Source organism: Mycolicibacterium chlorophenolicum (genome assembly GCF_001044235.1).
GTDB classification, from domain to species: Bacteria; Actinomycetota; Actinomycetes; order Mycobacteriales; family Mycobacteriaceae; genus Mycobacterium; species Mycobacterium chlorophenolicum.
Window position 1 is genome coordinate 36889 of sequence record NZ_JYNL01000069.1, and the last position, 17819, is coordinate 54707.

Here is a 17819-nt window from a genome sequence, read left to right on the forward strand (position 1 = left end):
CGACATTGCGTAACCTGCTGCAATGGTCGGCCACACCATCGTCAGCGGTGCCGACGCGCTGGCGGTGCGCATCGCCGAGGAGTTGCGCAGCGCCGGCGCCACGGTCACGGTGGTCGACCGTGCCGATCAGCTGGCGGCGGCCGGCATCACCGCGGCGGCAGCGGTGGTCTGCGCCGGACCCGACGACGCCGCGAACCTCGAGATCGCGCTGCTGGCGCGTCGTCTCAGTCCGACCGTGCGGGTGGTGACCCGACTGGCCAACGGTGTGCTGCGCGAGGCGATGGCGGCCGGCAACGGGCCGGGCGCCGTCCTCGACGTCGCCGATCTGGCCGCACCGTCGGTCGTCGAGGCGTGTCTGCAGCGCACCACGCACTCCATCGCCGCCGGCGACCTCCGGTTCGTCGTCTCCGGGGCGGCCACCCCGCGCTCGGGCACGCTGCGCGACATCTACGGCGATCTGGCGCCGGTGGCCGTCGTGCGCGGCCAGCACTCGCCGACCCCCGGTGAGGTGGCAGCCTGTCCCGGTCGCGATCTGCGTGTCGACGAGGGTGACTGGGTCGCCGTGATCGGCACCGAGGACGAACTGGCCGCCGACGGCCCGGCGGCCGGAGTGCGGGCATCGGGGTCGCACCGCTCGCCGCTGACCCGAATCGGCCACGCTGCGCGGGCCTTCCACGAGGACGTGAACCCGAACTTCTACCGGGCGCTCTCAGCGTCGCTGGGCCTGCTCCTCGGATCCACCCTTCTGCTGTGGCTCACCTACGACATGCCGGGCATGAGTTTCGTCGACGCCCTCTACTTCTCGTCCGAGACGATCGCGACCGTCGGCTACGGCGACTTCAGCTTCAGCGGCCAGCCCACCTGGCTGCGTTTGTTCAGCATCGTGCTGATGTTCGCGGGCATCACCACCACCGCGGTGCTGGTGGCCTTCATCGCCGACGTGTTGCTCTCGCGGCGGCTGGCGTACTCGGCGGGCCGGCGCAAGGTGCGCGAAATGCAGGACCACATGATCGTGGTCGGGCTGGGCTCCTTCGGCGTGCGGGTCGCCGCGGACCTCAAGGCCGCCGGCCACGACATCGCCGTCATCGAACTCAACGACGAGAACCGCTACCTTTCCGCGGCCGCCGATCTCGGGATTCCGGTGATCTTCGGCGACGCGACGCTGCCGTCGACACTGGAGGCGGCGCGTATCGACGACGCCGTCGCGGTGGCCGTGCTGACCGACGACGACATGGTCAACATCGAGACGGCGATCGTGTCCCGCGAACGTTCCAAGGACCGGCCCGTCGACGTGCCGGTGGTTCTGCGCGTGTTCGACCGGGCGCTGGGCGCGGCGGTGGCCCACCGGTTCCGGTTCGAGAACGTGCTCTCCACGGTCGAATTGGCGGCTCCGTGGTTCATCGGGGCGGCGCTGGGGCTGACCGTGTTCGGCACCTTCTCGGTGGGCCAGGCCTCCTTCATGGTGGGCGGGGTGCGGGTCGGAGCCAGAAGCGAGCTGGACGGGATCCGCATGGCCGAGTTGTCGACGCAGACCCGCGTCATCGCGATCGTCGGCCGCGACGGCGCCCGGGAACTGCATCCGCGCCGCGATTCTCAGCTGCAGGCCGGCGATATCGCCTATCTGGTGGGCCCCTACCGCGAGCTGCTCGACACGCTGCGCAAGGGGCAGGGCAGCAGCGCGGCGACCGCGATCACCTGAGGTCGGCGACCACCTCGGCAACCCGGCGCACCTGGTCGAGATCGCTGCTGGTCGGGATCAGGTGGATCTCGTCGGTGCCGATGTCGGCGAACCGAGTGAGCACGGCACGCAGGTCGTCCTGGGTGCCGGCCCATCCCGTCGTCGGCGCCATCGCGTCGACGATGTCCGACGGGATCCAGTTCATGTAGCGCAGCAGGTGACGGTGCACCTGCTCGCGTGGCGCGCTGCCCTCGCCGACGGCGAACCAGAAGGAGGTCGCCAGGTGCGGCGTGGCCCTGCCCGCCGCTCGCCATGCGTCACGAGCCACGTCGAACAGCGCGTTCTGCGCGTCAGCGTCGAGGTCCAGGGTGATACCCGCCAGTCCGTCGGCCCAGCCCGCCGCGCTGCGCAGGGTCTTGGGACCCGTTGTGCCGACCAGCAATTCGGGGCCACCGTGCTGCACGGGCGGCGGCCCCACCGGCAGCGTCGACTCGGTGACCTTCTCCCCCGCCCACACCCGTCGCATCACCGCGACCCGGTCGGCCATCTGGCGCATGGTCTGGGTCGCCGGATCGGCGCCCACGGCGCGGTAGTCCTCGTGCCGGCCGCCGACGCCGATGCCGACGGTCAGCCGGCCGCCGCTGAGCATGTCGCCGGTGGCCATCGCCTTGGCGAGCATCACCGGGTCGTGCAGCTGGGGGATCACCACGGTGGTGACCAGCCGCACCCGGTCCGTCCACGCGGCCAGGGCACCCAGCAGGGTCAGGCTCTCGGGATTGTCGAACGCGATCCGCTCACCCCAGCACAGCGACGAGAACGGACCGTCGTCGATCAGCCTCGCCCAGTCGCGCAGCAACGCGCGGTCCAGGTCGGGTTCCATCACCGGCATCGTCATCCCGATTCGCACGTGGCGATTCTGACACGCCGGTGGACGGCGTCAGGACGGCTGCCCGTGCAGATTCTTCGCCGTGGGCGACGTGGCCACCGTCCCCGGATCCGGATAGGTGCCCAACACGCGATCGGCGGTGCCCGCGCTGGTGACGGTGAACCAGTAGTGCTCGTTCTTGAAGTGGTGCTGGCGATGGTTGCGCCAAATCGCCCGATAGACAGCTGATTTGGGCTTGTAGTCGCTGTGCACCAGGTAGTGGCACCACTCGTAGCCCAGGCCCAGCACCGCCAGGACGGTCAGGAACGTCACGCCCAGTGGTGCGCGGGGGAACGCGAGCAGCGCGACGGCGACGGCGACGGGAAGTACCCAGAGCAGCGCCTGCCACGGGATGAAGATCAGTGCGATGTCACGCGGATTGCCATGGTGCTCGCGATGTTTGCGCGCCAGCAGAGGGTCGACGCGCACGGCGCCGATCTGCCGCGGACGCCAGTGCAGGATGCACACGTGCACCACCCATTCGACGAACGGGAAGGCGGCGAGCATCACGACGGGGACGGCGGCGTCGGCCCACGTCCAGTCGCCCAGCGTGATGCGCATCCCCGCGGCGATCACCAGTGTCGCGCCGATCATCCACGGCGTCGGGTAGCGCCCGAACTCGCGTGCGGCGTCCCCGAGCGTGACGTGTCGGCGTCCGGAAGGGGTGGGCAGCGATCGGGCGGGGGTGGTCATCGGCTCTCCTCCAGTTCGTTCAGCGCATCCAGAAGGGCGGTGGTCGCAGGCTCCAGCAGGCGGTGGGCGTTGTCGCGGGCAGCTGTCGCGTCGCCGGACAGGACCGCCTCGGCGAGGGCCCGGTAGGCGTCGACCTGGCCGACCTCTCCGGTCATCACCGCGGCCAGGGCGGGCAGTGCGGGCTCGTAGGTGGCCCGCAGCGTGTTGAACATCAGCCGGAAGGCGATCGAATCGGCGCCGTCGACGATGAGATCCCAGAAGTCGAGTGCATACCGTTGCGCAGCAACGGGATCGGTCTCCTCCGACAGAGCGCGCACCGCGGCCTCGAGGGCTTCGCGCGTGTCGGGGCCGTGGCGCCGGGCGGCCAGTTCGGCCACCTTGGGGCCGTTGTGCAGCCGGGTCTCGAGAATGCTGCGGACGACGGCGAGGTCGAGCTCGCCGCCGCGCATCAGCAGTTGCGGCAGGAGATCCAGCCCGGCGGTGCGCCGGAAGTCCCGGACCGTCGTCGAGCCGCCCTGTCGGACCTCGACCAGCCCCGCGGCCGCCAACCTCTTGAGCGCCTCCCGGATCGCCGGCCGGGACACCCCCAGCACCTCGGCCAGGCGCCGCTCGCTGGGCAGCGTCTCACCGGGCTGCATCTCCCCGCTGAGCACGTCGGACATCACCTGGTCGAACACGTCCTCGGGTACCGAGCGTCGGTGCACGGGTCGAAGAGCCATACCCACACCCTGACCCAAAGAGGCCAGGAGGTCAAGTGGTCATACCAGTGACTGCGGCTGATCAGTCCTTGGCCGCCCGGATGGGGCCCGGCGCCGGCGGTGCGAACAGCCCGCCGCCCAGTCCGCCGCGCAGCGTGCGGACCGCGACCAGCAGCCAGGTGCTGAGCAGGCCCAGGTAGGCGATCGCCGCCGCCACCCGGAACGCGGGCAGGCCGGTGTGCGCGGCCAGCTGCGTCGTCCCGGTGACGAACGTGCCCACCGGGAACGTCAGGCTCCACCACGTCAGCGCGAACGGCATCCCGCGCCGCATCGTGCGCACGGTCAGCGCCGTGGCCAGCCCGATCCACAGCACGGCGAAGCCCCACACCGGCACGCCGTAGAGCACCGCGAACACGCTCATACCGTCGGCCAGGCGCGGGTCCACGGCCAGCGCCGCGTCCGTGCCGAGAAGTCCTGCGACCGTGATGGATTGGCCGAGCGGACCGAGAACGATCCACAGGGTCGGCACGCGGGCGGTGCCGGAGGTGCCGAAGTGCGCCAGCCGGCTCCACACCATCGTGATGATGATCAGCGACGCGACCAGGGACAGCCCGAACATCGCGAAACAGCCATAGAACATGGTGGCCCGGCCCGCGCCCGGGGCCATGTGCGGGATGAGCAGCGCACCCGTGGCCGCCGACACCATCGGCGGCACCACGGGCATGAGCCAGCCGCCGAACGCGGCATCGGGTTCCACCCGGTACTGGGTGAACATGAGGTACGGGATGCTCATCGCGGTGATCAGCCCGCCGACGGTGCCCGCCGTCCACAGCGCCCACGCCACGTCCACCGCCGCGCGCTCACCGACGAGATCCCTGCCGACCAGCAGCGCCCCGGAGGCCACGGTGAGCAGCGCCATCGGCGCCGCCCCGTAGAAGTGCGCCATCTGCGGATTGCGGACGTGGCTGCGCGCCACCGCCGGCGTGCGCACCCAGTGGCCGACCATCGCGATCAGCAGCACGACCAGCCACAGCGCGGACGCCACCCACACCGCGAGGGCGAAACCCCGCAGGCCGGGTACTTGCACCGGCAGGGTGGCGCCGGCGGTCGCGACGATGCCGGTGCCCATCACCGAGGCGAACCAGTTCGGCCCTAGGTAACTGAGGATCGCCGGCTGCGAGCCGGCCCTGTCGGTCACCACGACAGTATGGCGAGCCGGGGGTTAGCCCCCAGAGGAGTCTGGGGAAAACGCTGTGTCGCGGGCGCACCCGGGTCCCTAGGTTGGTGACATGACCGCAACAGCAGACACCGAGGAGATCATCGGCGCCGGGTCCGCCGACGTGGCGGCGCCCGCGCCGGCGCCACCGCGGGTGCGGGGCCTGGGTCTCGTACCGACCGCCTCGATGGTCATCGGGGCCGCGTTGGGAAGTGTCTGGTTCTGGATCCCGTTGGGCCTGCTCGTCATCGGCGTCTCGTCGATCCCGAGCGTCATCGGCTTCGTGCTGGCCGCCGTCGTGTTCGTCTACCTGATCCGCGGTGTCGACCGTGTCGAACGGGTGCGCAGCGAAGCGGTTTTCGGCATGGGCATCGGGATTCCGCCGCGGCGGTTGTCCCCGCACACCGGCTTCCAACGATGGGCACACCAACTGCTGCTGGACGTCAGCAGCGCCCGGTTCTGGAAAACGGTGGCGCACCATTATCTTCGGATGACCTACGACATCCTGGTCACCGCTCTGGCGCTGGCGCTGCTGGCGTTCGCGTTCCTGGCTCCCGCAGCAGCCATCGCGATCGGCAACAGCGACGCCGACGCCGGGCTGTCCTTCCTGCCGACCCCGGTGGCCTGGCTGCTGGCCGTGGTGGCGCTGGCCGTCGCGGTGGTCCTGCTGATCTTCGCCCCGGCGCTGGACGCGACGATCGACCGCTGGCTGCTGTCACCCTCGCCGACGGCCGCTCTGCAGTACCAGGTCAGCGCGCTGGCCGACGCCCGGCAGGGTGCGGTCACCTCCGCCCAGACCGAACGCCATCGCATCGAGCGCGACCTGCACGACGGCGTGCAGCCGCGGCTGGTGTCGCTGGCCATGACGATCGGCCTGGCCCAGACCAAACTCGACACCGATCTGCCCGCGGCCAAGGCGCTGATCGCCGAGGCGCACGACGACGCCAAGACCGCCCTGGTGGAACTGCGCAACGTGGTCCGCGGCATCGCGCCGACGATCCTGTCCGACCGCGGCCTCGACGCCGCGCTGTCGGCGGTGGTGCAGCGCGCCACCAACTCCGGGGTGCCGACGACGCTCAGCGTGCACCTGCCCCGGCGGCTGCCCGAGGAAGTGGAGGCGTGCGCGTACTTCGTCGTCGCCGAGGCGCTGACCAACGTCACCCGGCACGCCGGCGCGACGCAGGCCGCGGTCACCGTCCGGCTCGACGAGGCGGCAAACCTGTTGCACGTCACCGTGTTCGACGACGGTCGCGGGGGCGCGCGGATCGTCGCCGACGATGCGGGCGCCGACGCCACCGGGCTGCGTGGCCTCGACGAACGCGTGCGTGCGGCACGCGGCACCTTCGGGGTGTCCAGCCCCGTCACCGGCCCGACCGTCATCACCGCGGTGCTGCCATGCGCATCGTGATCGCCGAGGACTCGGCGCTGCTGCGGGCGGGCATCGAGCGGATCCTCACCGACGCCGGACACGAGGTGGTCGCCGGTGTGCCCGACGCGACCAACCTGCTGCGGCTGGTGAACGAGACGCGACCGGACCTGGCGATCCTCGACGTGCGGATGCCGCCGACGTTCACCGACGAGGGCATCCGCGCCGCGGCGCTGCTGCGCAGCCAGAACCCGGAGTCACCGGTGCTGGTGCTCTCGCACTATGTCGAGGAGCGCTATGCCGCGGACCTGATCGCCTCGGACACCAGGGGTTTCGGCTACCTGCTCAAAGACCGGGTGGCCGACGTCCCGGCGTTCCTCGACGCCGTCGCCGTCGTGGGGGCCGGTGGCACCGTGCTCGACCCGGAGGTGGTGTCGCAGATCCTGGTCCGCTCGCACCGCCGCAATGCGCTGGACGCGCTGACCACGCGCGAGCACGAGGTGCTGCAGCTGATGGCCGAGGGCAAGACGAACTCGGCCATCGCCGCAGCCCTGCACATGTCGGTCGGATCGGCCGAGAAGCACATCGCCTCCATCTTCACCAAGCTCGGCCTGGCACCCGACGACAGTGGCAACCGCCGTGTCCTCGCGGTGCTCAGATACCTCGAATCCTGATCGCGTGGAAAGGACTTCGCCCGTGACCACCACCATCGCCCCTCCCTCCCCTCCCCCGCCGCTGTCCCCGGGCGGACGCACCGCGCTGCGCGCCGTGCTGGTCGTCGCCGCCGCGGTGCTCGTCGTCGGGACCGTGGTGTCCCTGGGCGTCTTCGCCTGGGGGGTCAGCACGTTCCGCGTCGTGACCGACAGCGTGGCTCTGCCGGCGACGCTGCGCTCGATTGCCGTCGACACCGGCTCGGTTCCGGTCATCGTCCGCATCACCAGTGACCGGGACGCGCGCGAGCCGCGCGTCGACATGACGATGGTGAACTCGGCCCGCGCCGGGTCCGATCCGTTGGCGGTGGACGCCGACGGCGTCTCGGCGCGCGTGACGATCGACGCCGAGCAGTCCCCGATCCTGGACTGGGGTCGCGCGTCGCAGATCACGCTCGTCCTGCCCGCCGAGTTGGCGCGGCGCACGACCGTGACGACGCAGCAGGACACCGGTGTGGTGATGCTGCAGGCAGACATCGACCAGCTGGTGGCCCGCACCCGCGACGGTGCTGTGGTGCTGAGCGGCTCGGCCCGCGACATCGACATCAGCAACTCCCACGGCGACGTCGACACCCGCGACGCGGTGTCGGTGTCCGAGACGTTCAAGGCCACCACCCAGACCGGTGACATCGACGTCGACTTCGCCGGCGCGCCCAAGACGCTGGACGCCCGGACCGACAACGGCGATGTGACGGTCGCCCTGCCACAGCCCGGACCGTACGTCGTCGATGCGTCGACGGGCCAACCGTGGGGTTCCACCGTGGTGCGCGTACCGCAGACCCGCGATCCCCGCGCTGCCGCCTCCGTGGTGACCGTCCGCTCCGAAACCGGCGACGTCACCGTCGAATCGACGCGCTAGCCGCCGGTGAGCTTCGCGATGATCGCCGCCACGGGACCGGGTTCGGCGAGCCGGAACCCGGTCCCGGCCCAGATGTTCACCCCGTGCGGGTCGCCCGCGCGGACCGCGGCCGCGCGCAGCGGGCTCGTCAGATAGTGCACCTGGGGGTAGCCGAACGGGGCGCCCGCCTCGTGCTCGTCGACGAACCGGTTGCGCAGCCCGCGCGCGTAGCGACCGGAGAACGCTTTGGTGACAACGGTTTCGGTGAACTCCGGATTCGTCAGCGCCGCCCGGTGCACCGGGCTGCTGCCGGCCTCGTAGGCGAGCAGGAACGCGGTGCCCAGTTGCGCGGCGACGGCGCCGGCCCGGCGCACCCGCGCGATGTCGGCGGCGGTCATCAACCCGCCGGCCGCCACCACCGGCAGGTCCACGGCAGCTGCGATCCCGGCCAGCAGATCGTCGAGGGGTTCCTCCGACGGCCGCGCCGTCGCGTCGAACGTGCCACGGTGCCCGCCCGCCGCGGGCCCCTGCGCGACGAGCACGTCGACGCCGCGATCGGCCGCCACGCGGGCCTCGTCCAGCGTGGTCACCGTGCCGGCGACCGTGATGCCGGCGCCGCGCAGTCGCGTGAGTTCGTCGGCGTCGGGCAGGCCGAACGTGAACGACGCCACCGCCGGCCGCACGTCGAGCAGGACCTCGAGCTTGCCGGCCCAGGCATCGTCGTCGAAGCGGGGCTCACCGGGCGCGGCGCCGTATCGCTGCGCGTCGGGCGCCAGCTCCGCGGCGTAGGCGTCGATCGCGTCCACGGTGCCGGCGCTGGGCTGCGGCACGAACAGGTTGGCAGCGATGGGACCCGAGGCGAGTCGTGTCGCGGCGGTCAGGCGCTCGGCGAACGTGTCCGCGCTGAGGTAGCCCCCCGGGACGAAACCCAGCCCACCGGCGTTGGTGCCCGCCGCAGCGAGTTCCGGTGTCGAGGGGCCGCCCGCCATCGGAGCCACCGACACCGGCGCGGCGAGGTCACGGAAATCGAAGGCCATAACCCTTCCCTTCTGAGTTGCTAGGTGACGGAGCGTCCGCGCTGCTCCTCCTGCGCGCGGTAGTCGTCGGCCAGCACCCGGACGTGGTCGGGCAGGTGCCCGGCGGCGACGTCGGCGAGGCTGGTCTTCTCGAGCACCGACCGCATGCTCGCCCGCAGCGCCCGCCACACATCGGTCAGCGCGGCGGTGGGGCCGCTGTACGGCAGGTCGCCGAGCCCGATGTCCCGGACGCTGGCCAGCGGGCCGTCGATACAGCGGAGCACATCGGCGATGCTGATCTCGGTGGCCTGCCGAGAGAGCTCGTACCCGCCGTCGCGGCCGCGGTGGCTGCGCACCAGCCGGTCGGTGCGCAGATCGGAGAGGATGTCCACCAGGAACTGCGCCGGAATGCCCTGCGCCTTGGCCAGATCCTCGGTCTTGACCACGACGCCGTCGTCAGCGGTGGCGAGCTGAACCATCGCGCGGATTGCATACTCCGCCTTCGCCGACATCCGCATAGGCCCAGGCTATCCGGGAATGTCCGCCGCTTTCGGCACGACCACGGCGAACAGGTCGGCGATCCCCGCGAGGCTGGCCGCCTGGATCGCCGAGGCGGGCACCGTCTCCTGGTCCAGACCGGGCAGCGCGCGCGTCGCGGTCGCCGCGGCGACGACGGTCGGCGCGTACCCGAGATTGAACGCGCCGCGCGCGGTCGAGTTCACGCACATGTGCGTCATGAACCCGGCGAGCACGAGGTTCTGCACGCCAAGCGACTCCAGCCGGTCGGACAGTTCGGTCTGCACGAACGCGTTCGGATAGTTCTTCACCACGATCGGCTCGTCGTCGCGCGGGGCGACCCGGTCGACGATCGCACCGGTCTCCCCGTGGATGTCGTACAGCGAGCCGGGGCCGTCGTCGTGCTGGATGTGGATGATCGGGATACCCGCCGTGCGGGCGCGGTCGAGCAGTTCGGCGGCCTCGTCGAGCGCGGCGTCCACGCCGTCGAGCTCCATCACCCCGTGGGTGTAGGTGTTCTGGCAGTCGATCATCACCAGCACCGACTCGTCGAGGCCGACCGGGGTCAGCGGCAGGCCGGACAGGGCGCGCATCGAACGGGGTTCAGCCACGTCCGCAGCCTACCGCCGGGCCGTGACCGCCAGCACCGCATCGGCCAGCTCGGGCCGGCACACGATCAGGTCCGGCAGCTTGGAGTCGCGCTGGTTGTAGATCAGCGGCGAGCCGTCGATGCGGGACGTGTGCAGCCCGGCCGCCCGGGCGACCGCGACGGGCGCCGCGGAGTCCCACTCGTACTGACCGCCCGCGTGCACGTACACATCCGAGAGGCCCTGCACCACCGACGCGACTTTCGCACCGGCCGAGCCCATTTCGACGAGCGTGCCGTCGAGGGCGTCCTTGACCTCCAGCGCGACGGCCGGCGGCCGGGTCCGCGACACGACGACGCGCGGCGCCCCGGGTTGGGCGGGCGGCGCGGGCACCGTCGGGGTGGCCAGCGTGATGCCTTGGGCCGGCAGCGCCACCGCGCCGGCCACGAGCTCACCGGACTCCCACAGCGCCACGTGCACGGCCCAGTCGGTGCGGCCCAGTTCGGAGAACTCCCGGGTGCCGTCCAACGGGTCGACGATCCACACGCGGGTGGCCGACAGCCGCACCGGATCGTCCACACCCTCTTCGGAGAGCACCGCGTCATCGGGCCGCTCGGCGGCCAGCGCCTCCATCAGGAAGTCGTGAGACCGCTTGTCCCCCGCCGCCTTCCGCTCGTCGGAGCTCGCATCGGCGAACTCGGCGCGCACGTCGAGCAGCAGCGTGCCCGCCTCGGTGGCCAGCCGCGCGGCCACCTCGTGATCGGTCGCGGTCACGGAGTGGTTTCCAGCAGCTCGATGACCCGGTCGGCCAGTGCGTCGAGGGAATGCTCGGGCGTCAGGTGCAAATCCGGGTCCTTCGGTCGCTGGTAGGGGCTGTCGATGCCGGTGAAATGGGTGATCTCCCCGGCGCGGGCCTTGGCGTACAGCCCTTTCGGGTCGCGGCGCTCGCAGTCCTCGAGCGGAGTGTCCATGAACACCTCGAAGAAGTCCAGCCCCGCCGCGCAGGTCACCTCACGCGCCAGCGCGCGGTGCTCCTCGAGCGGGCTGATCGCCGGGACGAGCACCACCTGGCCGGAGTCGGCGAGGATGGCCGCGACGTGGGCGAGCCGGCGCTGATTCTCGGCGCGGTCGGCCATCGAGAAGCCGAGGTCGGCGTTGAGGCCGTGGCGCAGATTGTCCCCGTCGAGAACATAAGCGGGAACGCCTTTTTCGAGGAGCTTCTGCTCGACCAGCATCGCGACCGAGGACTTACCGGAGCCCGACAGGCCGGTGAACCACACGGTGCGGCCCTTGGACAGCCGGTCCTCGGCGGTGCACAGCGACTGGTGCCGCACGGTGTTCGGGCTCGCTGTCCGCGCGCTCAGGTACGGCAGGATCATCCCCGCCGCGACGGTGCCGTTGGTGTTCGGGTCGATGAGGATGAACGATCCGGTCGCGGCATTGCGGCTGTACTCGTCGAGAAGCAACGGCACCTGGCTGCGCAACGACACCCGACCCAGCTCGTTGAGTTTCAGCGCCGTCGCGGTCTTGTCGCGGTGCAGGGTGTTGACGTCGAGCCGGTAGTCCAGCGCGGTGACCCGCACGCGCGTGGTCCTGGTCGTGTGCTTGATCAGATAGTCCCGGCCGGGCTCCAGCGACGCCTCGTCGGCCATCCAGCACACCGTCGCGTCGAAATCCTGGGTGACGCGCGGCTGGTTGTTGGGGCGGGCGATCAGGTCACCGCGCGAGATGTCGATGTCGTCGGCCAGGCTGACCGAAACCGCCATCGGCGGGAACGCTTCCTGCACAGGGCCACCGGGGCCCTCGATCGCGGTGATCCGCGACGTCTTGCCCGTCGGCAGCACGACGACCTCGTCGCCGGGCCGCATCACGCCGCTCGCCACGGTGCCGGCATAGCTGCGGTGATCGGCGTGCTCGCGGGTCTGCGGCCGGATCACGTACTGGACCGGGAACCGGACGTCGACGAGGTTGCGGTCCCCCGCGATGTAGACGTCTTCGAGATGACTGAGCAGCGCCGGGCCGTCGTACCACGGGGTGACGTCGGACTTGGTGACTACGTTGTCGCCGTTGAGCGCCGACAGCGGGATCGTGGTGACGTCCTGGACGTCCAGGCGCGCCGCGAATTCGTGGAAGTCGTCGCGGATCTTCTCGAACCGTTCCTGATTCCAGTCGACCAGGTCCATCTTGTTGACGGCCAGCACGATGTGGCGGATCCCGAGCAACGACGCCAGGAACGCGTGCCGTCGCGACTGCTCTAGCAGACCGTGGCGGGCGTCGACGAGCACGATCGCCAGCTGCGCGGTCGACGTCCCGGTGACCATGTTCCGGGTGTACTGGATGTGGCCCGGCGTATCGGCGATGATGAATTTCCGCTTGGCCGTGGCGAAGTAGCGGTAGGCCACGTCGATCGTGATGCCCTGTTCCCGCTCGGCCCGCAGCCCGTCGGTGACCAGGGCCAGGTCGGTGTAGTCGTGACCGCGTTCGCGTGAGGTGCGCTCGACCGAAGCCAGCTGGTCCTCCATGACGGCCTTGCTGTCGTAGAGCAGCCGGCCGATCAGCGTGGACTTGCCGTCGTCGACCGAACCGGCGGTCGCGATGCGCAGCAGTGTGGTCGCCATCAGAATCCTTTGTTCTTCGCGCAAGCTTCAACAAATCCCGTCGCTGCGCTCGCCCCGGCCATCAGAAATACCCCTCGCGCTTGCGGTCTTCCATCCCGGCTTCGGAGATCCGGTCATCGGCACGGGTCGCGCCCCGCTCGGTCAGCCGGGACACCGCCGTCTCGGCGATGACCTCGCTGACCGTCGCCGCAGCCGACTCGACGCAGCCGGTGCAGGTGACGTCACCGACGGTGCGGAACCGCACGGTCTTCTCGACCACCTGCTCGTCCTTGCGGGGCTGCAGGAACTTGTGCACCGCCAGCAGCATCCCGTCGCGCTCGAACACCTTGCGCTGATGCGCGTAGTAGATCGACGGGAGCTTGATCTTCTCGGCGCCGATGTAGGACCAGATGTCGAACTCGGTCCAGTTGGACAGCGGGAACGCGCGGATGTGCTCGCCCTTGCGGTGCCTGCCGTTGTAGAGGCTCCACAGCTCGGGCCGCTGGTTCTTCGGGTCCCACTGGCCGAACTCGTCGCGGAAGCTGAACACCCGCTCCTTGGCGCGGGCCTTCTCCTCGTCGCGGCGCGCGCCGCCGAACGCGGCGTCGAACTTGTTCTCCCGGATGGCGCGCAACAGCGTGAACGTCTGCATCGGGTTGCGCGACGGGATCGTCTCGACCACCCGGCCGGCGTCGATGTCGTCCTGCACCTTCGCCACCACCAGGCGCACGCCCGACTCGGCGACCAGCTCGTCGCGCGCCTGCAGCACCTCGTCGAAGTTGTGGCCGGTGTCGACGTGCATCACCGGGAACGGCAGCCGGCCGGGCCGGAACGCCTTGATCGCCAGGTGCAGCATGACGATGGAGTCCTTGCCGCCCGAGAACAGCAGCACCGGACGCTCGAATTCGGCGGCCACCTCCCGGATGATGTGGATCGCCTCGGCCTCCAGCGCGCGCAGGTGGCTCAGCTCGTAGCGCCCCGCGGTGGGGGCGATCTGTTCGGTCGCGGTCATCATTTCCCTGCAAAGTTGGTTGATTTGACCAGATTTACGATCATCAACGGGGAATGTAGCCGCCGACCGGCGGATGTGTCAACGGTGAGCGCGAGTGTGAGTGCTGCGCACGCGAGACCGGCCCCAGGCGTCCCCGAGGCCCACAGTCGCGTCGGCTACAGCGTGACTTCGTCCAACTTGCCGGTCGCGACGTCGAACACGAAACCGCGCAGCGACTCGTGCTTGGTGACGAACGGGCTGGCCTCGATGCGGCGCAGCGACTGCCGGACGTCCTCGGCGAGATCACCGAACGATTCGGCGGCCCACTCCGGCTTGATGCCGGTCTCCTCCTGGATGGCGCGTTTGAACTCGTCGTCGGTGAAGGTCAGCATGCCGCAGTCGGTGTGGTGGATCAGGATGATCTCCCGGGTGCCGAGCAGACGCTGGCTGATCGCCAGCGAGCGGATCTCGTCGTCGGTGACGACGCCGCCGGCGTTGCGGATGACGTGCGCCTCGCCGTCGGAGAGCCCGAGGACGCGGTACACGTCGAGCCGCGCGTCCATGCAGGCGACCACCGCGACGTGCTTGCTGGGCGGCAGCGGCAGCGGGCCGGAGAACGCTTTCGCGTACTCCTCGTTGTTCTTCAGGTACTCGTCTGTCACCGACATGGCGCGACCGTAGGGGGACGGCCGCGCCATGTCACGGGTAAGAATCAGTCAGCGCGCAAGGTCTCGCGGCGAGTGTGAAGGTGCCTTCACGCTGGACGCCCAGCGTGACGACACCTTCACGCTCGGTCAGCGCGCGAGGTCGTAGACCGTGGTGCCGCCGACGTCCATCGGGGTGAAGGTCTTCTCGACCCACGCGGTGATCTCCGCCGCCGCGCCGGAGTCGCCGCCCGGGCCGCGGTGTCCGCCGGCGATGAAGTAGCGCACCTGCCCGTCGGCCACATAGGCCTGGAACTGCGCCAACGTAGGCGAGTTGTCGCTGCCGGTGAAGCCGCCGATCGCCATCACCGAGGTGCCCGTCTGCAACTCCAGGCTGCCCGCGGTCATGGAGCCCACACTGGCCGCGGCCCAGCGATTGTCGGTCGCCTTCACGAGGTTCTGCAGTGCGGTGTTCTCGGAGACCGCCTTCCCGAAGCCGCCGGGGCCACCGGGGCCGCCGAGGCCGCCCTGGCCGCCCGGGCCGCCGAAGCCGAAGTCGGCGTGGGCAGCCGCCGGGCCCGCCATGGCGCCCGGCCCGCTGGGGGCGTGCGCCGCGGTTTCGATCGCGTACGCCGCCGACCCGGCACCGCCGAGCAGGATGGCCGCGGCGGCCACCGCGACGGTGAGCCGGCCGAGCCGGTGCACACCGGCGGCGATGATCGCGGCCACGATGATCGAACCGACCAGCACCACCCACCGCAGCCACGGCTGCCAGTCGGGAGCCCGGTCGAGCAGGATGAACGACCACACCCCGGTGACCGCCGACATCGCGGCCAGCACCGCGCGCGACGCCCAGAACCGCCTGCCGCGCCACAGTTCGGTCACGCAGATGCCGACCAGCGCCGCCACCGCGGGCGCCAGCGCCAGCGTGTAGTACGGGTGGATCGTCCCGTCCATGAAGCTGAAGACGACGGCGGTGACCAGCAACCATCCGCCCCACAGCAGCAGGCTCGCGCGGACGGCCGCCGTCCGGGCGGTGCGGCGGGTGAACCACAGGCCGACGAGAAGTCCGATCAGCGCGGCGGGCAGCAGCCACGACGCCTCGGCGCCGAACGACGCCCCGAACATGCGGCCGATGCCGGGCTCACCGCCGAAGAACAGGGCCGCTCCCCCACCGGGGCGATCGCCTCCGCCGGGCATCCCCCCTTCGCGGCCCATCACGCGCTGAATCCCGTTGTAGCCCAGCGCGAGTTGCAACAGACTGTTGTCCGTTGAGCCGCCGATGTAGGGCCGCGAGTCGGCGGGCCACAGGCTCACCAGCGCCAGGAACGGGCCCGCGGTCGCGATCATCGCGGCCGCCCCCGCAGCCAGCTTGCCGACCCGGGGCCAGAACGCGACCGGCGCGGCGACCAGGAACGCCAGCGCCAGACCGGGCACCACGAGAAACGCCTGCAGCATCTTGGTCAGGAACGCGAAGCCGAGCACCACACCGGCGCCCACCACCCAGCGCGTGCCGCCGGTCTCGATCGCCCGCACCATCAGGTACGCGGCCACCACGAGCAGCAGCACCAACAGCGCATCGGGGTTGTTGTACCGGAACATCGAGGCCGCCACCGGCGTGACCGCCAGCGCCAAGCCCGCGAGCAGGCCCGCACCGGGACCGCTGACCCGACGCACCGCGGCGTAGAGGACGCCGACGGACGCCACGCCCATCAGGGCCTGGGGCAGCAGCATCGTGAACGGGCTGAAGCCGAAAAGCCTGCCGGACAGAGCCATCACCCAGATGGCGGCGGGCGGCTTGTCGACGGTGATCGCGTTGCCCGCGTCCAGCGAGCCGAACAACCATGCCTTCCAGCTCTGGGTGCCGGCCTGCGCGGCGGCGGCGTAGAAGTCGTTGGCCCAGCCCGAGGAGCCCAGGCCCCACAGGTAGAGCACCGCGGTGCCGGCCAGCAGCGCCACCAGGCCGGCACGTGTCCAGCGGTTCGACCGCTCGGGCGGAGGGGCGGACGTGGTGCTCACCGGGGTGTCAGCGGTGAGAGTCATCGGGCGATTCCTTCTGTGACGGTGCGGCGCGGGTGGAAGACCCAGCCACGCAGCAGGACGAAGCGGACCACGGTGGCGAGCAGATTGGCCGCGACGAGCACGGCGAGCTCGACCATGCGGTGGGGTGCCGCAGCGGTGGCGTGCAGCAGGCTCAGGGCTCCGCTGGTGATGGTCAGGGCGATGCCGAAGACCAGCAGCCCCTCGAGATGATGCCGGGCCAGCCGGGCACGCCCGGCGACTCCGAAGGTGAAGCGACGGTTGGCCGCGGTGTTCCCGACGGCGGTGAGCAGCAGCGCGAACAGGTTCGCCAGCTGCGCGCCGACGGCGCCCTGCAGCAGGACGAACAGCAGCACGTAGGCCGCGGTGGAGGCGACGCCGACCGCACCGAACCGCACCACCTGCCGCAACAGTGAGCTGGGCGGTGCCGATTCACGAGACGAACCCAGTTGCGCCGCAATGGTGTTCACCGGGATGGCGCCGGTAGCGAAGCCCCGCAGCAGCCGGCCGATGCCCCGCAGGTCGGCTGCGGCCGTCGCCACGATGTCGACGCGGCTGTCGGGGTCGTCGACCCAGTCGACGGGCACCTCGTGGATGCGCAGACCGCTGCGCTCGGCGAGCACCAGCAGCTCGGTGTCGAAGAACCAGCCGGTGTCCTCCACGTGCGGCAGCAGGCGTGCCGCCACGTCGGCGCGGATGGCCTTGAATCCGCACTGCGCATCCGAGAAGCCGGCCGACAGCGTGGATTTCAGGATGAAGTTGTAGCAGCGGGAGATGATCTCCCGCTTCGGGCCGCGGGTCACCTGCGCGCCGCGTGCCAGCCGGGTGCCGATCGCCAGGTCGGAGTGCCCTGAGATCAGCGGGGCCACCAGCGGTCCCAGCGCGGCGAGGTCGGTCGAGAGGTCGACGTCGGTGTAGACGAGCACGGCCGCGTCGGAGGTCGACCACACGTGGTGCAACGCGCGGCCGCGGCCCTTCTGCTCGAGGCGCACGACCCGCACGTCGGTCAGCTCCGCGGCCAGCGCCGCGGCGATACGCGGGGTGTCGTCGGTGCTGGCGTTGTCGGCGATCGTGATCCGCGCCGGGAACGGCACCGCGTCGCGCAGGTAGCGGTGCAGCCGGCGCACCGAGGCGGACAGCGCCACCTGTTCGTTGTAGACGGGAACGACGACGTCCAGCACGGGCGCCCCGGTGGCGCGCGCGGTCCGCGCGGCATGCGGTCGGCGTTCGAACGGAATTCGGCCGCAACGTGTCTCGGCCACGAGCTCGATGTCTGTCATGACGTCCATGGTCGGCCGCGCAGG

17 protein-coding genes are annotated in these 17819 nt (G+C 70.7%); 4 read left to right on the plus strand and 13 right to left on the minus strand.

Going from position 1 to position 17819, the window contains the following annotated elements:
• The first annotated feature begins 22 nt into the window (after window positions 1–22).
• Window positions 23–1699: an NAD-binding protein gene (locus MCHLDSM_RS29955; RefSeq protein WP_048473445.1), complete on the plus strand. Its 1677-nt coding sequence runs from the start codon at window positions 23–25 to the stop codon at window positions 1697–1699.
• Here the strand turns inward: MCHLDSM_RS29955 and MCHLDSM_RS29960 are convergent.
• From MCHLDSM_RS29960 to MCHLDSM_RS29975, 4 genes are all read right to left on the minus strand, one after another.
• Window positions 1692–2567, minus strand: coding sequence for an LLM class flavin-dependent oxidoreductase (locus MCHLDSM_RS29960; RefSeq protein ID WP_082169142.1), 876 nt, complete (start codon window positions 2565–2567; stop codon window positions 1692–1694). The two genes, MCHLDSM_RS29955 and MCHLDSM_RS29960, sit on opposite strands and share 8 nt — an antisense overlap.
• Before the next feature lie 48 nt (window positions 2568–2615).
• On the minus strand, window positions 2616–3296 hold the full coding sequence (locus tag MCHLDSM_RS29965; protein ID WP_048473446.1) for a sterol desaturase family protein: 681 nt from the start codon (window positions 3294–3296) through the stop codon (window positions 2616–2618).
• On the minus strand, window positions 3293–4015 hold the full coding sequence (locus MCHLDSM_RS29970) for a FadR/GntR family transcriptional regulator (protein ID WP_048473447.1): 723 nt from the start codon (window positions 4013–4015) through the stop codon (window positions 3293–3295). The genes MCHLDSM_RS29965 and MCHLDSM_RS29970 overlap by 4 nt, the downstream gene beginning before the upstream one ends.
• A gap of 61 nt (window positions 4016–4076) precedes the next feature.
• Entirely contained in the window at window positions 4077–5195 is a 1119-nt protein-coding gene (locus MCHLDSM_RS29975) for a TDT family transporter (RefSeq protein ID WP_048473448.1), read from the minus strand.
• Window positions 5196–5283: 88 nt separating this feature from the next.
• Here MCHLDSM_RS29975 and MCHLDSM_RS29980 point away from each other — a divergent pair, with 88 nt between their 5' ends.
• The 3 genes from MCHLDSM_RS29980 to MCHLDSM_RS29990 are packed head-to-tail and all read left to right on the plus strand — an operon-like array spanning window position 5284 to window position 8145.
• The gene (locus tag MCHLDSM_RS29980) at window positions 5284–6618 is read left to right on the plus strand and encodes a sensor histidine kinase (protein ID WP_048473449.1); all 1335 of its coding nucleotides are present in this window, start codon (window positions 5284–5286) and stop codon (window positions 6616–6618) included.
• Complete coding sequence (locus tag MCHLDSM_RS29985) at window positions 6606–7250, plus strand: response regulator transcription factor (protein WP_048418320.1); 645 nt, start codon at window positions 6606–6608, stop codon at window positions 7248–7250. The genes MCHLDSM_RS29980 and MCHLDSM_RS29985 overlap by 13 nt, the downstream gene beginning before the upstream one ends.
• A gap of 22 nt (window positions 7251–7272) precedes the next feature.
• Window positions 7273–8145 (plus strand): DUF4097 family beta strand repeat-containing protein, encoded by an 873-nt coding sequence (locus MCHLDSM_RS29990; RefSeq protein WP_168439972.1) that lies wholly within the window; start codon window positions 7273–7275, stop codon window positions 8143–8145.
• On the opposite strand, the gene MCHLDSM_RS29995 is transcribed toward MCHLDSM_RS29990, so the two are convergent.
• The 9 genes from MCHLDSM_RS29995 to MCHLDSM_RS30035 all read right to left on the minus strand — a co-directional run bounded on the left by MCHLDSM_RS29995 (window position 8142) and on the right by MCHLDSM_RS30035 (window position 17804).
• Window positions 8142–9161, minus strand: a complete 1020-nt coding sequence (locus MCHLDSM_RS29995; RefSeq protein WP_048473451.1) for a nitronate monooxygenase — start codon at window positions 9159–9161, stop codon at window positions 8142–8144. The two genes, MCHLDSM_RS29990 and MCHLDSM_RS29995, sit on opposite strands and share 4 nt — an antisense overlap.
• 20 nt (window positions 9162–9181) lie before the next feature.
• Window positions 9182–9658, minus strand: coding sequence for an Rrf2 family transcriptional regulator (locus MCHLDSM_RS30000; RefSeq protein ID WP_048473452.1), 477 nt, complete (start codon window positions 9656–9658; stop codon window positions 9182–9184).
• Window positions 9659–9667: 9 nt separating this feature from the next.
• Window positions 9668–10249 (minus strand): cysteine hydrolase family protein, encoded by a 582-nt coding sequence (locus MCHLDSM_RS30005; RefSeq protein WP_407661884.1) that lies wholly within the window; start codon window positions 10247–10249, stop codon window positions 9668–9670.
• Between the two features lie 27 nt (window positions 10250–10276).
• Complete coding sequence (locus tag MCHLDSM_RS30010; RefSeq protein ID WP_048418325.1) at window positions 10277–11017, minus strand: 3'(2'),5'-bisphosphate nucleotidase CysQ; 741 nt, start codon at window positions 11015–11017, stop codon at window positions 10277–10279.
• Entirely contained in the window at window positions 11014–12861 is a 1848-nt protein-coding gene (cysN, locus tag MCHLDSM_RS30015) for a sulfate adenylyltransferase subunit CysN (protein ID WP_048473454.1), read from the minus strand. Before cysN ends, MCHLDSM_RS30010 begins: the two co-directional genes overlap by 4 nt.
• Before the next feature lie 61 nt (window positions 12862–12922).
• On the minus strand, window positions 12923–13855 hold the full coding sequence (gene cysD, locus MCHLDSM_RS30020) for a sulfate adenylyltransferase subunit CysD (RefSeq protein ID WP_407661879.1): 933 nt from the start codon (window positions 13853–13855) through the stop codon (window positions 12923–12925).
• A 152-nt stretch (window positions 13856–14007) separates the two neighbouring features.
• A complete protein-coding gene (locus MCHLDSM_RS30025) occupies window positions 14008–14499 on the minus strand; it encodes a beta-class carbonic anhydrase (protein ID WP_048474082.1) in 492 nt (163 codons plus the stop codon).
• A gap of 126 nt (window positions 14500–14625) precedes the next feature.
• Window positions 14626–16518 carry an ArnT family glycosyltransferase gene (locus MCHLDSM_RS30030; RefSeq protein ID WP_048473455.1) on the minus strand — a complete coding sequence of 631 codons (1893 nt, stop codon included), beginning with the start codon at window positions 16516–16518 and terminating at the stop codon, window positions 14626–14628.
• A complete protein-coding gene (locus MCHLDSM_RS30035) occupies window positions 16515–17804 on the minus strand; it encodes a bifunctional glycosyltransferase family 2/GtrA family protein (RefSeq protein ID WP_048473456.1) in 1290 nt (429 codons plus the stop codon). The genes MCHLDSM_RS30030 and MCHLDSM_RS30035 overlap by 4 nt, the downstream gene beginning before the upstream one ends.
• Window positions 17805–17819 lie beyond the last annotated feature (15 nt).

What these genes read in the sequence shown, in the direction of transcription:
- MCHLDSM_RS29955 (WP_048473445.1), top strand. Translation starts at nt 23, where the DNA reads ATGGTCGGCCACACCATCGTCAGCGGTGCCGACGCGCTGGCGGTGCGC.
- MCHLDSM_RS29960 (WP_082169142.1), bottom strand. Translation starts at nt 2,567, where the DNA reads ATGCCGGTGATGGAACCCGACCTGGACCGCGCGTTGCTGCGCGACTGG.
- MCHLDSM_RS29965 (WP_048473446.1), bottom strand. Translation starts at nt 3,296, where the DNA reads ATGACCACCCCCGCCCGATCGCTGCCCACCCCTTCCGGACGCCGACAC.
- MCHLDSM_RS29970 (WP_048473447.1), bottom strand. Translation starts at nt 4,015, where the DNA reads ATGGCTCTTCGACCCGTGCACCGACGCTCGGTACCCGAGGACGTGTTC.
- MCHLDSM_RS29980 (WP_048473449.1), top strand. Translation starts at nt 5,284, where the DNA reads ATGACCGCAACAGCAGACACCGAGGAGATCATCGGCGCCGGGTCCGCC.
- MCHLDSM_RS29985 (WP_048418320.1), top strand. Translation starts at nt 6,606, where the DNA reads ATGCGCATCGTGATCGCCGAGGACTCGGCGCTGCTGCGGGCGGGCATC.
- MCHLDSM_RS29995 (WP_048473451.1), bottom strand. Translation starts at nt 9,161, where the DNA reads ATGGCCTTCGATTTCCGTGACCTCGCCGCGCCGGTGTCGGTGGCTCCG.
- MCHLDSM_RS30000 (WP_048473452.1), bottom strand. Translation starts at nt 9,658, where the DNA reads ATGCGGATGTCGGCGAAGGCGGAGTATGCAATCCGCGCGATGGTTCAG.
- MCHLDSM_RS30005 (WP_407661884.1), bottom strand. Translation starts at nt 10,249, where the DNA reads ATGCGCGCCCTGTCCGGCCTGCCGCTGACCCCGGTCGGCCTCGACGAG.
- cysN (WP_048473454.1), bottom strand. Translation starts at nt 12,861, where the DNA reads ATGGCGACCACACTGCTGCGCATCGCGACCGCCGGTTCGGTCGACGAC.
- cysD (WP_407661879.1), bottom strand. Translation starts at nt 13,855, where the DNA reads ATGATGACCGCGACCGAACAGATCGCCCCCACCGCGGGGCGCTACGAG.
- MCHLDSM_RS30025 (WP_048474082.1), bottom strand. Translation starts at nt 14,499, where the DNA reads ATGTCGGTGACAGACGAGTACCTGAAGAACAACGAGGAGTACGCGAAA.
- MCHLDSM_RS30030 (WP_048473455.1), bottom strand. Translation starts at nt 16,518, where the DNA reads ATGACTCTCACCGCTGACACCCCGGTGAGCACCACGTCCGCCCCTCCG.
- MCHLDSM_RS30035 (WP_048473456.1), bottom strand. Translation starts at nt 17,804, where the DNA reads ATGGACGTCATGACAGACATCGAGCTCGTGGCCGAGACACGTTGCGGC.